Source organism: Stenotrophomonas sp. YJH_SMC_43, assembly GCF_059372535.1.
On the sequence record NZ_JCAFVQ010000001.1, the window covers coordinates 342,229 to 356,462 of the forward strand.

Below are 14,234 nucleotides of genomic sequence, written 5' to 3' on the forward strand. Positions count from 1 at the left end.
TCACTTCTCCGGGTACGGGAAGTTGCCGGCGGACATCGCCGCGCGGGCATCGCGGGTGGAGGGCTGGTCGGCGATGAAGTCGTCCGGGTACCAGGCGAAGTGGTGCACGCCCTGCGCCTGCAGTTGGCGGATCTGCGCGCGCAGGCGCTCGGCGGGAATCGGTTGCCCGCTGCGCCAGTCGACGGTCTGCAGTTCGAACAGGGTGTGCTGCAGCTGTGGATCATGCGCACGCACCGCGCCCAACAGCTGGTCGAGCCAGCGTTCCGGATGCTTGCTGCCTTCCATCCACGGCATCGCCATCAGTGCGGTCTGGTCGTAGGCCTTGTTGAACAGGTCCAGGCGCTGCGCGAACCAGGCTTCGCTCTGTGGGCGCAGCACCGGTTCGGCGTACAGGTTGCGCACCGTGGCCAGCTTCGGCCGCCAGTGCTGCGCGCTGTTGCGCAGTGCCAGGGTGAAGTCGATCAATGCCTGCGTGCGTGCGCTGCCTCCATCGCCGGCCGCCAGCGTGGGCAGCTCGGTGTCGCGCAGATAGCCATCGTCATGGAACAGCAGGCCCTCGAGGTACGAGTTGACCGCCAGGTCCTCGTAGATGTCGAGCATGATCTGGCGCGCTCGCGGGTTGGTGAAATCCAGCCGGTACATGCCATCGGCATCGCCGTTGCGGATCGCCAGCGCCTTGCGCTGCGCCGGGTCGGGCAGCTCGAAGCCGAGCACCGGCAGCCATGCGTAGACCTTCACCCCCGCACGCGATTTCAGCTGCCAGGCAACGCGGCTGAACAGGTCCGCGCGCATCGGCATGTGGCGGTTCGGGAAGTACAGTGCATCGGCGGTGTTGTTGCCGTCCGGATCGGCGAACGCCTGCAGGTAGACGTGCGTCGGCGCGATGCGCTTGACCCGCTCGATCAGCGCATCCAGATTGCGCGCCTGCTGTGCGGGGTCGGGGTCGTACATATCATCCAGGTCGATCTGCAGGGCACGGATGCCATCGAGCGCGACGTCGCGGCGCAGTTCGTAGGCCAGCGCCTCCACGGTCGGGTTGTCGCTGACCAGGAAGCGCGCCAGGCCATGCAGGTCGCTGGCCACCGGCGTGCTGCGGCCTTCCAGATCGAAGGACACTGGCATGCCCAGCTGCTCGGCAATGTCGTTGCTCAGCTGGTTGTAGGCGGCATACGGCCAGACGATGGCGCGCGGGCGCACGCCCAGGTGCTGCTGGATGCGTTGCACACTGCGGCCGAGATCGGCGCGCAGGCGCTGCTCGTACTGTGGCTCGCTCTCGTAGCTGTGCGTGGCCGGTCGGTAGATGCGGGTCACGACAGCAGGGGTGGAATTTCCCTGCGGGTTGGCAAGCACCCCGTGGTGCAGATCGTCGGTATGGCTGGCCACCTCGATCAGGCCGCTGTCGTGCATCTGCTTCAGCTGTGCCCAGGTGATGAAGTCGTCGCGGCCGAACGGGCGGTAGCCATAGTCGATGGTGCGGCCCGGTGCCATGTCCACGTAGTCGGTGATCACCGCCACCAGCGCCGGATAGCGGTAGGCCTGCAGCAGCGGGAAGGCCTTGTCGTAGACGCTGCGCAGGCCGTCATCGAAGGTCAGCAGTACCGGTTTTGGAGGCAGCGTGGCGCGCCCCTGCGAGGCCGCGATCACCTGCGACAGCGACACCGGGTGGTAACCGTGTGCCCCCAGCCAGTCCAGGTGGGCGGCGAAGTTCTGCGTGCTTACCGCATAGGTATCGGCATCCCCCTTGGCTGCGACCTGGTCGCGGATGTCGTGGTAGCTGAGGATCAGCAGGCCGTTGTCGATCGCATCGAGATGCAGGGCCTGCTGCGCGAAGGCCGGCGGCGCAGCCGACAGCAGCAGGAGCACGATCAGGCGCAGGATGCGGGTCATGTCAGTCTCCCCAGCGCAGTGCGGCTTCGAAGCCGATATGGCGTTCGCGATGGCCGTCGTAGACCGGCCGCGACCAGCGCACGCCATACTCGAACACGCGGCCCTGGCCCAGCTGCCACTCGTGCATGTACGACACAGACGGCACCAGCGCACTGCCGAAGCCGTCCTGCCAGTAGTCGCCCAGCGAGACGGTCAGCCGGTGCCGGAAGTGGCGTTCGTAGTGGCGCCACAGCTGCTGGTCGATGCGCAGGCCGATCTCGACCATGCGGTCGCGCTTCGGGTTGAAGTAGGGGGCATCGTCGCGGCGGCCACGACTGGTGTAGGCACTGGCCAGGCCATCGATCAGCCACCGTGGGCGGGTCAGCAGGCGCTGTTCAAGTGCGGTGCTGAACAGTTCGCGATGGTTGCCATCGTCGTATCGGAAGCGACTGGCGCCGAACACCCAGTGCGTGCGTTCGCTGCGCCGATAGTCGACCTGCGCACTGACGCTGTCAGCGGTGATGCCGGCCACGCGCGCCTGCATCGATGCCTCCGGATCATTGCGTGCGGCAATCAGTCCGGCATGCCAGTAGTCGTTGAACTGCCAGCCCACGCCGACGCGCAGGCCGGTATCGCCAATGTGGTCGTTGGCGCGCAGCACGGCCGCTTCCGCATCCAGCCGGCCGAAGCGGTAGCGTACGCCCGCGCCCAGCCACAGCGGGTCGATGCGCTGGTCCTGGAAATCGACCGAGCGCCGGTCGGCGAAGGCGAACAGCCGCCAGCGATCGTCGAGTACGGGTGTCTGGACCTCCATGCCATAGCGGCGATCATCGTTGCCCAGCGGCGAGGTGCCACCCCCGCCGGAACTGCGTCCGATGTCGGTCCATGCCTTCAGCTGCCAACCGCGATGCGCGCGCCAGGCCTGGTCCATGCGTTCGACGGCGGGCTGGGTGGGGTAGCGTGCGACCAGATCGTCGTGCAGCGGTCGCGCCAGGTCATCACGCTGCAGAGCGACGTAGGCTTCCTGCATGCCCAGCCGGGGCTCGATGTCGCGCGGGTCCAGCGCATGCGCCATCTGTTGCCGCTGCAGCGCCCTGCGTGGCCAGCCGCGCATCATGTAGACACTGCCCAGCGCACTCTGCAGGCCGCCGTTGCCCGGTGCGATGTCGACCATCGATTCCAGATCGCGCTGCGCGGTGGGCAGGTCACCGCTGTAGGCGCGCACCATCGCCAGGTTGAGGTCGGCCTCGTAGCGCGACCAGTTTGGATACGGCGACTTCCCGTTGCTCCAGCGCCAGGCAGGTTCCTTGTCGCGCCACGCCTGCAGCAGGTCGACGGCCTTTTCCTGCTGCTCGCTTTCCAGGTAGGCGTATGCCAGTTCCGAATGCGAGGCGTCGCGCGTTGGATCGCCAGCGACCGCTGCCTGCAGCACCGGAATGGCTTCCTCCGGGTGCAGGGTGCCCATCAGCGAATCGCCCACTGCGGGCAGCACATAGTCGGGCAGGGCATGGCCTTCGGCCTGCAGTGCGCGGGCTTCCTCGCGCACCTGCGCATGGCGGCCCAGCCGGTTGAGCAGGATCAGCCGGTCCATGCGGATGCGCAGTGGCGCCTGCGCGGGTGGAGTGCCTTCGGCGCCCAGGTAGCGCTGCATGCGCGCCAGGGTTGATTCGGCCTCTTCCAGCCGGCTGTCTTCGCTGCTGCTGTAGGCCAGGCTCCAGACCACCAGCTTGGCCAGGTAGTCGCCTTCGATGCGCTGCTTCTGTGCAGCGTCGAACAGCTGCGGGCGCTGCTGGTACAGCGCCCAGGCGCGCCACGCATTGCCGATGTCGCCCAGGGTCAGTACGCGCAGCTTGAACAGCAGATCGTCGTTGGGCTGCTGCTGGCTGGCGCGCTCGATGGCGCCGAGGGCATCCAGCCAGCGGGCCTGGTCGCGGTAGCGGCCGATCTCGGCCAGGGCCGCCTCGCGGTCGGGCGGGGCAGCACTGCTGGCCCAGGCCAGGGCGGTACAGGCAAGGCCGACGCAGAGCGCCAGCCGGCGGTGGACAACCATTGGGGACCCCCTTGGCTTCCGAACCAGACAACCTGAAAAATGTGACGCACATCACATGCCAGATTTTGGGGTGGCCGTGGCCTGCGTCACTCCCCTCGCGAACTCCCATCCAGCAGGGATGGGCGAAACCAGGACAGCGACCTGCAATGTCTTGTCTGAAACGAGAGTCCCCCGCGCACCGAGTGGTGGCCTGGGCGGCGCTGCCGCCCCCATGCCCGAATGCCGGCACGCGGCAAGGATGGGCATTCGTGGGCACTATCCGCCCGGAATTGTCAGCCCGGCGTCAAAATGCGCAAACGGGCTGACGAGCGGTAGGTGGGGCCGGTTGCTGGCCCCATGCGGCTTACCAGAGGTCTTCCAGCTTGCGCGGCTTGCAGGCCACCCAGGAAGCGCACAGCATCAGGGTGGCGCAGCCGAACAGGAAGCTGAACGGGATCGTCCAGCCGTCGCTGACGGTGTGCAGCCAGCCGACCAGGAACGGCCCCAGGCAGCTGAAGCTGTAGCCCACACCCTGCATGAACCCGGACAGCGCCGCCGAGCCGGTGGGGGTGCGGGTGCGCAGGTTGATCAGGGTCAGCGCCAGCGGGAAGGTGGACGGACCGACGCCGAGCAGGCAGGCCCACAGCAGCGGGGCCTTCATCGGTGCCAGCAGCAGGCCGGTGAAGGCGATCACGAACGAGAAGAAGCCGATCAGCACCAGCGGGAACGGGTTCTGCAGGCGCACCGCCATCGACGGGATGACCAGCGACGGTAGCAGGCCCAGTGCCGAGAACACGGCCACCATCACGCCGCCGAACGCGGGCGTGCCACCGGCCTCGACCACGATGCGCGGCAGCCAGGTGAACATCGAGTAGGTCATCAGCGAGGTCATGCCGAACATGAGCGTCATGCTCCAGCCCAGCGACGTGCGCCAGACCTTGCCATGCGGCTGCGCGGTGGGGTCGGTGGCGTCGGCCTGCGGCTTCGGCGCGCGCTTGGCCAGCACCAGCCAGGGCAGTGCGGCGGCCAGTGCCAGCAGCGCCCACATGCCCAGCGACACGCGCCAGCCGGCAGCGTTGGCCATCGGCACCGCGAGCAGCGCCGGCAGCATCGTGCCCAGCTGCAGCACGCTGATGTAGAGCGTACTCATGGTGCCGACCTTGTTGGCGAAGTAACGCTTCACCAGCGGCGGCACCACCACGTTGCCGATGCCCATGCCGGCCAGCGCCAGCACCGAACCCAGCAACAGCGTGCCGACGTTGCCGGCGCTGGAGCGCAGCAGCAGGCCGGCCATCGCCATCACCATCGCCAGCAGGGTGGTGCGCTCCAGGCCGAGGCGCCGCGCCAGTGCCGGCGTGGCCACGCCGAACAGCGCGAACGAGGCGGTCGGCAGCATGCCCAGCACGCCGGTCATGGTGGTGCCGAAGCCGAACTGCTGGCCGAGCACGTCCAGCAGCGGGGTGATCGAGGTGACCGCAGTGCGCAGGTTGACCGCTGCCAGCAGGATCGCGGCAAACGCGAGGACGCGACCGTGCAGCAGCGACGGCGAATCGGAAGTGGAGGAACTCATCGGTGGTCCTTGCAGGTGTCGCACGCCGCAGCAACGGCATGCAGCGCCGGCATCGGTCTACGCCGAAGCGGCAGGTGGGGGTAGGGGCTGCAGGCGGGCCGGCAGCGCGGCCATTGTACGTGTGCGCTCTGGCAAGGTCCCGTCATGCGGGTGGCCTGGCGCTTGGCACAAAAAAACCCGGAGGACAGTGATGTCTTCCAGGCTTCTTGGTGACCACCGAAGTGGTCGGGGAGACAGGATTCGAACCTGCGACCTCTACGTCCCGAACGTAGCGCTCTACCAGACTGAGCTACACCCCGAAGGGAGCCGCCTATTCTAGCGATTCACCCCGATGGCGGCAAGGGGTGAATGCTGTTTTCTTCACACTGCCGAAGCAGTGCCACTTCAGGGAACAAAAAAGCCTGGACGACTTCACCAGGCTTCAATGCGACCACTTGAGTGGTCGGGGAGACAGGATTCGAACCTGCGACCTCTACGTCCCGAACGTAGCGCTCTACCAGACTGAGCTACACCCCGAAGGAGCCGCCTAAGATACCGTGTGAAGGCCAAGGCGGCAAGGTTTTTTTACAGCTCAGCGACGATTTTCTTTCTCGATACGGTTCTGCTCGCGGGCTTCGAACCACATGCCGTTGAGGATGGCCACCGTCGAGGCGAGGCCGGCGCCGAGAATCCAGGCGAAATACCACATGGTCAATCTCCTTTGTTCAAGGGTGTGCCGGCCGTGGGCCGGCACACCGGCAATCAGTAAGCGTTGGGGTTGTTGCCCATCTCTTCGGTGGTGGTCTTGCCCTTCAGCACGCGGTACACCCAGGTGGTGTAACCGATGATGATCGGCAGGAACACCGCCGTGGCCAGCAGCATGATCCACAGGGTCAGGTGGCTGGACGAGGCATCCCACACGGTCAGGCTGGAGGTGGGCTGGCTCGAGGACGGCAGCAGGAACGGGAAGATGGCGAAACCGACGGTCAGGATGATGCCGGCAATGGCCGCACCGGAGGCGATGAAGGCCAGGCCGCCGCGACGGGCACGCAGCAGTACCGCACTGGCCAGCAGGCCGGCCAGGCCCAGCAGCGGCGCCAGGATCGTGGCCGGCATCGCGCTGTAGTTGCGCATCCAGCCACCGGCGGCGCCGAGTTCGGCAGTCTTCAGCAGCGGATTGGTGGCGCCATCGGTAACCACCTGCGAGGTGATCTGGTAGCCCGGCAGGCCGAAGGCCACCCAGGCACCGCCCACTGCGAACAGCACGAAGGCGATGATCGCGGCGATGCTGCCGAAGCGGGCTGCACGTTCGGCCACCGGGCCGTCGGTCTTCAGTACCAGCATCGCGGCACCGTGGGCGACCAGCATCGACACGCTGAGCAGGCCGGCCAGCAGTGCGAAGGGCATCAGCAGGCCGAAGAACGAGCCGGTGTAGAAGATGCGCATGCTGTCATCGAAGTGGAACGGCACGCCCAGCACCACGTTGCCCACCGCCACGCCCATGATCAGCGCCGGGATGAAGCCACCGATGAACAGCGCCCAGTCCCAGGTGTTGCGCCAGCGTTCGCTGGGCATCTTGCTGCGGAACTTGAAACCGACCGGACGCAGGATCAGCGCGAACAGGATCACGAACATCGCCAGGTAGAACCCGGAGAAACTGACCGCATAGAGCGGCGGCCAGGCGGCGAAGATCGCGCCGCCGCCTAGGATCAGCCACACCTGGTTGCCTTCCCACACCGGGCCGATGGTGTTGATCACCCGCCGGCGCTCGGCGTCGTTGCGGGCGACGAAGGGCAGCAGGGTGCCCACGCCCAGGTCGAAACCATCCATCACGGCGAAACCGATCAGCAGGATGCCGAGCAGCAGCCACCAGATCACGCGCAGCGTGGTGTAGTCCAGAAGAATGAAATCCATCTTGGTTCTCCTGCCTCAGGCCTGGCCGGCGGCTGGCGCCGAGGCATTGTGGGAAGCATGCGGCTGGGGCGACTGCAGCGACGGCAGCACCTCGTCCGGACCCTTGCGGATCGCCTTGAGCATCAGCTTGATCTCGACCACGATCAGCGCGGTGTAGATTGCGGTGAAGCCTGCCAGGGTCAGCACGATTTCATGCAGGGCCAAGCCCGACGCCGCATAGAAGGTCGGCAGCACGCCATCGACAGCCCACGGCTGGCGACCATACTCGGCCACGAACCAGCCGCACTCGATCGCGATCCACGGTGCCGGCAGCGTCCACAGGGCCAGCTTGAGGAACCAGCGCTTGTCCTGGAAGTTGTTGCGGCAGGAGTAGTAGAAGGCCAGTGCGAAGAAGGCGATCAGGTAGAAGCCGAGGCCGGCCATCACGCGGAAGGTCCAGAACAGCGGCATTACGCGCGGCACGGTGTCCATCGCCGCCTGCGAGATCTCCTGCGGGGTGGCGTTGAGGATGTCGTCGCGGTAGCGCTTGAGCAGCAGGCCGTGGCCCAGGTCCTGCCAGTGGCGGTCGAACATCTCGCGTGCTTCAACGTCGTTCTTGTTGGCGCGCAGGCGCTCCAATGCACCGTAGGCCAGCTGGCCGCCACGCACGCGGTGTTCGGCGCGCTCGACCAGTTCCAGGATGCCCGGAATCGGCTGGTTCAACGAGCGGGTGGCGATCAGGCCCATCAGGTAGGGGATCTTCACCGCGTAGTCGTTCTGGTGGGTTTCCTGGTTCGGGATGCCGAAGGCGGTGAAGTCGGCCGGCGCACGCTCGGTCTCCCACATCGCTTCGATCGCGGCCAGCTTCATCTTCTGGTGTTCGCTGGCGGCGTAGCCGCTCTCGTCACCCAGCACGACCACCGACAGTGATGACAGCAGGCCGAACGCCGCGGCCACCGCGAACGAACGACGGGCCAGGTCCTTGTGCTTGTTGCGCAGCAGGAACAGCGCGCTGATCGCCATCACGAACACCGCACCGGTCACGTAGCCGGCGCTGACGGTGTGCACGAACTTGGCCTGCGCCACCGGGTTGAACACCACCGCCATGAAGTCGACCACTTCCATGCGCATGGTTTCCGGGTTGAACACCGCACCGGTCGGGTTCTGCATCCAGCCGTTGGCAACCAGGATCCAGATCGCCGACAGGTTGGTGCCCAGTGCCATCAGCCAGGTCACCATCAGGTGCTTGACCTTGCTCAGGCGGTTCCAGCCGAAGAAGAACAGGCCGACGAAGGTGGCTTCCAGGAAGAAGGCCATCAGGCCTTCGATCGCCAGCGGCGCGCCGAAGATGTCACCCACGTAGTGACTGTAGTAGGACCAGTTCATGCCGAACTGGAATTCCATGACGATGCCGGTGGCGACGCCCATGGCGAAGTTGATGCCGAACAGGACGCCCCAGAACAGGGTCATCCTGCGCCAGATCTCCTTGCCGGTCATCACGTACACGCTCTCCATGATGGCCACCATGAACGACAGGCCAAGGGTGAGTGGTACGAATAGGAAGTGGTACATCGCGGTCAGCGCGAATTGCAGCCGCGACAGTTCTACGACTGTCTGATCAATCATGGCCTGGCTACCTCGTTGGATAGTGCCGTTGCAGGTGGCGGGAAGGGTGGTCTACGACGTGAATGATGTGACCGACTACTTCAAACAGCCTTGATCCAGATCAATGTATGAACAGGTGCCCCGGTTGATCGTATGCCAACCCGATGAAGACTGCGACCGCTGGCCGCAGAGGCCGGCCATTGCCTGCGCCTACAATGCCGTGTCTCCCCCGTTGCCCGTGAAGACCCCTTGAGCGCTGCCGAAACGACCCCTGACAGCCTGTCCCCGGAAGCCGAAACTGCCCGCCAGCGTCGTGTCCGCGCGGCGTGGCTGGCTGATCTGGCCCATTCTGCCCGGGGGCGCCAACGCCTGGCGGCCCTGTGCATCAGCCTGTCCGGTGCGTTGCTGATCGGCCAGGCCGCCGCGATCGCCTGGCTGGTGCAGCAGGTGCTGGTGGAGCGCGCGCCGCTGGCCTCGGGGCTGCCAGTGCTGGGCGGGCTGGTGGTGATCCTGGTGCTGCGCACGCTGTTGGGCAGCGCCACCCAAGCGGCTGCCGGGGATGTAGCCGATGCCGCGCGGCTGGCCCTGCGCGAGCGAGTGTTCGCCCGACTGCTCAGCCATGGCCCGTTGTGGCTGCGCCAGCGCCGCACCGGCGAACTGGGCGAACTGATGCTGCATCACGGTGATGCGATCGAGAGTTATTACAGCGGGTTCCTGCCGGTGCGCACCGAGGTGCTGGTGGTGCCGCTGCTGATCCTGGCCGCGGTGGCCTGGGTTGACTGGGTGGTGGCGTTGATCCTGCTGTTCACCGCGCCGCTGGTGCCGTTCTTCATGATGCTGGTGGGCTGGGGCGCCGAAGCCGCCGGTCGCGCCCAGTTGGGGGAGCTGGCGCGGATGAGCGGCCACTTCGCCGACCGCATCAAGGGCCTGGGCCTGCTGCGCCTGTATGGCCGCGGCGAGGCCGAGCTGGAGGGTATCGAGGCGGCCGCCGAAGGTGTGCGCGTGCGTACCCTGAAAGTGCTGCGGATCGCCTTCCTGTCGTCCACGGTGCTGGAATTCTTTGCCTCGGTGAGCGTGGCGATGGTCGCGCTGTACCTGGGCCTGAGCTATCTGGGCATGATGTCGCTGCATTCGGCGGTGCCGACGCTGGGCGCGGGCCTGTTCTGCCTGCTGCTGGCGCCGGAGTTCTACGCGCCGCTGCGGCGGTTGGCTGCGCACTACCACGACCGCGCCAATGCACTGGCCGCGGCAGCCGAGGTTGAGCGTCTGCTGCAGTCATTGCCGGACGAGCAGGGCCTGATCGAGAACGAGAGTGCGCCGCTGGCTGTGGAACCGGCCGAGGCCGCGTTGCCGCCGCTGCAGGCGCAGGGGCTGGTGCTGCGCCCGTTGGGCGCGCCGCACGACGTGCTGCAGGATCTGGATGTGCTGCTGGAACCGGGCCAGCGGCTGGCCCTGGTCGGCCCCAGTGGATCCGGCAAGAGCACGCTGCTGGAAGCACTGGCGGGCTGGCTGCCACCGCGTGCCGGCAAGCTGCAGCTGCGGCCCGGCGTGCAGGTAGCCTATGCCAGCCAGCGGCCGTACCTGTTCCACGGCAGCATCGCCGACAACCTGCGCCTGGCCGATCCCGGCGCCAGCGACGCGCGGTTGCGCGCAGTGGCCGAGGCCTCGCAGGTGCTGCAGTTCGCGCAGCGCCTGCCACAGGGACTGGATACGGTGATCGGCGAGCGCGGCTTCGGCCTGTCCGGTGGTGAGGCACGTCGCATCGGCCTGGCCCGCCTGCTGCTGCGCGACCCGCAGGTGCTGCTGCTGGACGAACCCACCGCGTTCCTCGATGCCGATACCGAAGCGGCGCTGCTGCGCAGCCTGGCCGCCTATGCACGCGGCCGCAGCGTGGTGGTCGCCACCCACAGCCCGGCGGTGATCGCCTGGGCCGACCGTTGCCTGTTGTTGCCGGAAGGTCGGTTGGTGGAACCGGCACAGGCGGTGCGCGCATGAGCCGTTCGCCTGATTCGCTGCGCGCCGTGTTCCTGCGCCATCGGCCGCGCCTGCTGCTGACGATCCTGCTGTTGTGGACCACCATGCTGGCCGGCACCGCACTGCTGGGCCTGTCCGGTGGTTTCCTCACCGCCGCTGCATTGGCCGGTGCGGCCGGCCTCGGCCAGGGCTTCAACTTCTTCTCGCCGTCCGCGGGTATCCGCGGGTTGACCATGGCGCGCATCGTGTCGCGCTACTTCGAAAAGCTGGTGGGCCACGATGCCACCCTGCGCATCGCCCGCGACCTGCGCGTGTGGTTCTTCCGCCGCGCGCTGCCATTGGCACCGGCACGGCTGGGGGCCACGCGCACCGGCGATCTGCTGGCGCGCCTGCTCGGTGACATCGGTGAAGTGGACGGCCTGCTGGTGCGTGCGATCGGGCCGCTGGTGGCGCTGGGTGCGCTGACGCTGGTGGCGATCGCTTCAGCCGCTGTGATCCTGCCGTCGGCGGCGGTGCTGCTGGCGGTGCTGGCGCTGCTGATCGCTTTCGGCGTGCCGTGGCTGGGTGTGCGAGGTCGTGACGATGAAGAGGCCGACCGTGCCGCGCATCGCGCCGCACTGCGCACCGCCGCCTTTGAAGGGTTGGAGGGCGCGGGCGATCTGGCCGCGCTGCATGCCGATGCGGCGTGGCAGCTGAAGGTGCGCGTGGCCGCCAAGCAGCTGGCTTCGCGGGATCGTCGGCGCCGCTGGCGCCTGATCGCGGCCTCGACCCTGCATGGCCTGGTCGCAGGGCTGGGGCTGGTGGCGATGCTGGCACTGGCGCTCCACGCGGCCGAACAGCAGCGTATCGCGCCGGAAATGGCCGCGGGCCTGGTGTTCCTCACTGTTGCGCTGATCGAACTGTGGGCCGGGATGGGCTTGGCGTGGCAGTCACTGCAGTCCGGGCGGATCGCCGCTGATCGGTTGCAGGCCATCGTCGAGCAGGCGACGACGGTGGAGGATCCCGCAGCGCCACAGCCGGTACCGCAGGCCGCGCGCGTGCACTGGGATGACGTGCATTTCCAGTGGCCAGGCGCGGTGCGACCGGTGCTGTCCGGCCTGCGGCTGACGTTGGCGCCTGGGGAACGCATCGCCATCCGTGGCGACAGCGGCAGTGGCAAGACCACGCTGTCCAGCCTGCTGCTGCGGCTGTGGGATCCGCAGCAGGGGCGAATCACCTATGGTGGCCTCGACCTGCGCGATTTCAGCCAGGCCGACTGGCATCGGCAGCTGGCCTGGTTGCCGCAGAACGCGCCGGTGTTCGCCGGCACCGTTGCCGAGAACCTGCGCTTGGGTGATCCCGATGCCAGCGACGCCGCCTTGTGGGCAGTGCTGCGCCGCGTGCGCCTGGGCGAATGGGCCGAGCGCAATGGTGGCCTGCAGGCCTGGGTGGGGGAGAACGGCGCGACGATGTCGGCCGGCCAGGCGCGGCGGCTGGCGCTGGCCCGTGCACTGCTGCGCAATGCACCGATCCTGTTGCTGGACGAACCGACCGAAGGCCTCGACGTGGATACCGCACGCGCGCTGTTGCGGGACCTTTCCGGGTTGCTGGACGGGCGCAGCCTGCTGATGATCACCCACGACGACCTGCCTGAAGGCGTGGTCGATGCGCAGTACCGGTTGCGCGATGGGGCGCTGGTCCGCGAACTTTGACCGATGCACATCCGCGCGTGGCGTGGATCTACTGTAGAGCCACGCCCATGCTCGGCTGCCTCTGTACGGAGCCGAGCATGGGCTCGGCTCTACAGGTTGGCTATCGCGAAAACTCGCGCAGCATCACCGCGATCGAGGCCACGTTGGCCAGCACGCACAGCCAGAACACCCACTGGAACGAGGCTTTGCGGTGCTTGTGGCGGAACATCGCCTGGCCCAGCAGCGCGCCGGGCCAACCGCCGGCAAAGGCCAGCAGCTGTAATGTGCGCTCCGGAATACGCCACTGCTTTCGCTGCGCCGCGCGCTTGTCGTGGCCGTACAGGCCGAACGACACCGCGCTGGCGAGCAGGCACCACCCACCCAGCCACAGCGGCAGCACGCCGCTGACCGTCAGCGCGATCAACGCGCCGAACGCGGCCAGCGCGAGATGACGCCGCCATGCCACCTACAGCGCGTCGAGAAAGCCGCGCACGGCCGGGCCGAAACGCTCGAAATCGACGAGGAAGGCGTCGTGGCCCTGTGGCGATTCCAGGCCGATGAAGCGCGCATCGGCGCCGCCGGCGCGCAGGCCGTCGGCGACCTGTTGCTGCTGCTGCACCGGGAACAGGATGTCGGTGTTGGCGCCGATCGCCAGCGCCTTTTCCACCCGGATCTTCGCCAGCCCGGCCAGCACGTCGCCGTCGGCATATTCAGCCAGGTCGAACCAGTCCATCGAGCGGCTCAGGTACAGGTAGCAGTTCGGATCGAAGAAACGCACGAAGCGCCGTGCGTGGCCTTCCAGATAGCTTTCCACCTGGAACTCCAGGCCGAACGGATCGTCGTCGGTCTGGTCCGAATCCAGCCGCACGCGGCCGAAGCGGCCATCCCATTCCAGTGCGGAGCGGTAAGTGATCACGCCCAGCTTGCGCGCCATGCGCATGCCGGACTCGGGGTATTCGGCATCGTCGTAGTGGCCACCATTCCAGCGCGGATCAAGACGGATCGCCTCGCGCTGCAGCGAACGGATCGCGATCGAGAACGGCAGCGCCTGCGCACTGCCGGAAATGTTGACGTGGCTGCGCGCGATGCCCGGCTGCAGCATCAGCACGGCCAGTGCGGTCATGCCGCCCATCGAATTGCCGACCACGCAGGCCAGCTGCTCGATGCCCAGGGCGCGCACGACCTCGATGGCGGCGCGTGCGCCGTCTTCGATCGACAGCTCGGGGAAGTCGAGGCGATACGGTTCGCCCGTGGCCGGATTGAGCGAGGCCGGACCGGTCGAACCCTTGCAGCTGCCCAGCGAGTTCACGCAGACCACGAACCAGCGGTCGGTATCGATCGGCTTGCCGGGGCCGACCATGCCTTCCCACCAGCCCGGTGCCGGATTGGCGTCGTTGGCCGCGGCATGCGCATCCGGCGAGAGGCCGGTGACGATCAGGATCGCATTGCTGGCATCGGCCGCCAGTGTTCCCCAGGTTTCGTAGGCCACGCGCGCGCCGTGCAGGGCGCCCCCGCGCTTGAACGGGAAGGGCGAGGGCAGGGCGTGGAAGCGGGTGCCGGGCGGGATGAATTCGGTCATGCAGCCATTCTAGCGGGGCCGCATGTGGAGCTGGCGACACGCTGGTTTCCAGCAGCGGGTGGACGCGGA

General features: G+C 67.3%; 10 protein-coding genes and 2 tRNA genes. 2 read left to right on the forward strand and 10 right to left on the reverse strand.

Features of this window, described 5'->3' with window-relative positions; all coding sequences use genetic code 11:
- The 8 genes from pgaB to AC5QAH_RS01625 form a co-directional block, all read right to left on the reverse strand.
- Complete coding sequence (gene pgaB, locus AC5QAH_RS01590; protein WP_159360393.1) at positions 1-1,887, reverse strand: poly-beta-1,6-N-acetyl-D-glucosamine N-deacetylase PgaB; 1,887 nt, start codon at positions 1,885-1,887, stop codon at positions 1-3.
- A 1-nt stretch (position 1,888) separates the two neighbouring features.
- The gene (gene pgaA / locus AC5QAH_RS01595) at positions 1,889-3,916 is read right to left on the reverse strand and encodes a poly-beta-1,6 N-acetyl-D-glucosamine export porin PgaA (protein WP_413409624.1); all 2,028 of its coding nucleotides are present in this window, start codon (positions 3,914-3,916) and stop codon (positions 1,889-1,891) included.
- 343 nt (positions 3,917-4,259) lie between these two features.
- Positions 4,260-5,465: a CynX/NimT family MFS transporter gene (locus tag AC5QAH_RS01600; RefSeq protein ID WP_043400972.1), complete on the reverse strand. Its 1,206-nt coding sequence runs from the start codon at positions 5,463-5,465 to the stop codon at positions 4,260-4,262.
- Between the two features lie 222 nt (positions 5,466-5,687).
- Positions 5,688-5,764, reverse strand: a tRNA-Pro gene (locus tag AC5QAH_RS01605).
- A 140-nt stretch (positions 5,765-5,904) separates the two neighbouring features.
- Positions 5,905-5,981, reverse strand: a tRNA-Pro gene (locus tag AC5QAH_RS01610).
- Positions 5,982-6,036: 55 nt separating this feature from the next.
- A complete protein-coding gene (gene cydX / locus AC5QAH_RS01615; RefSeq protein ID WP_005410354.1) occupies positions 6,037-6,153 on the reverse strand; it encodes a cytochrome bd-I oxidase subunit CydX in 117 nt (38 codons plus the stop codon).
- Between the two features lie 53 nt (positions 6,154-6,206).
- Positions 6,207-7,358 carry a cytochrome d ubiquinol oxidase subunit II gene (gene cydB / locus AC5QAH_RS01620; RefSeq protein ID WP_159360392.1) on the reverse strand — a complete coding sequence of 384 codons (1,152 nt, stop codon included), beginning with the start codon at positions 7,356-7,358 and terminating at the stop codon, positions 6,207-6,209.
- 15 nt (positions 7,359-7,373) lie between these two features.
- Positions 7,374-8,963 carry a cytochrome ubiquinol oxidase subunit I gene (locus AC5QAH_RS01625; RefSeq protein WP_005410352.1) on the reverse strand — a complete coding sequence of 530 codons (1,590 nt, stop codon included), beginning with the start codon at positions 8,961-8,963 and terminating at the stop codon, positions 7,374-7,376.
- Positions 8,964-9,191: 228 nt separating this feature from the next.
- On the opposite strand from AC5QAH_RS01625, the gene cydD reads away from it, so the two are divergent.
- Positions 9,192-10,937: a thiol reductant ABC exporter subunit CydD gene (gene cydD / locus AC5QAH_RS01630; protein ID WP_262102173.1), complete on the forward strand. Its 1,746-nt coding sequence runs from the start codon at positions 9,192-9,194 to the stop codon at positions 10,935-10,937.
- On the forward strand, positions 10,934-12,607 hold the full coding sequence (gene cydC, locus AC5QAH_RS01635) for a thiol reductant ABC exporter subunit CydC (protein WP_262102174.1): 1,674 nt from the start codon (positions 10,934-10,936) through the stop codon (positions 12,605-12,607). The genes cydD and cydC overlap by 4 nt, the downstream gene beginning before the upstream one ends.
- 100 nt (positions 12,608-12,707) lie before the next feature.
- Here the strand turns inward: cydC and AC5QAH_RS01640 are convergent, their stop codons facing one another.
- Both AC5QAH_RS01640 and metX read right to left on the reverse strand, forming a co-directional pair.
- Positions 12,708-13,052 (reverse strand): DUF1294 domain-containing protein, encoded by a 345-nt coding sequence (locus tag AC5QAH_RS01640; protein WP_010486674.1) that lies wholly within the window; start codon positions 13,050-13,052, stop codon positions 12,708-12,710.
- Entirely contained in the window at positions 13,053-14,165 is a 1,113-nt protein-coding gene (gene metX, locus AC5QAH_RS01645; protein ID WP_049408994.1) for a homoserine O-acetyltransferase MetX, read from the reverse strand.
- Between the last annotated feature and the right edge of the window lie 69 nt (positions 14,166-14,234).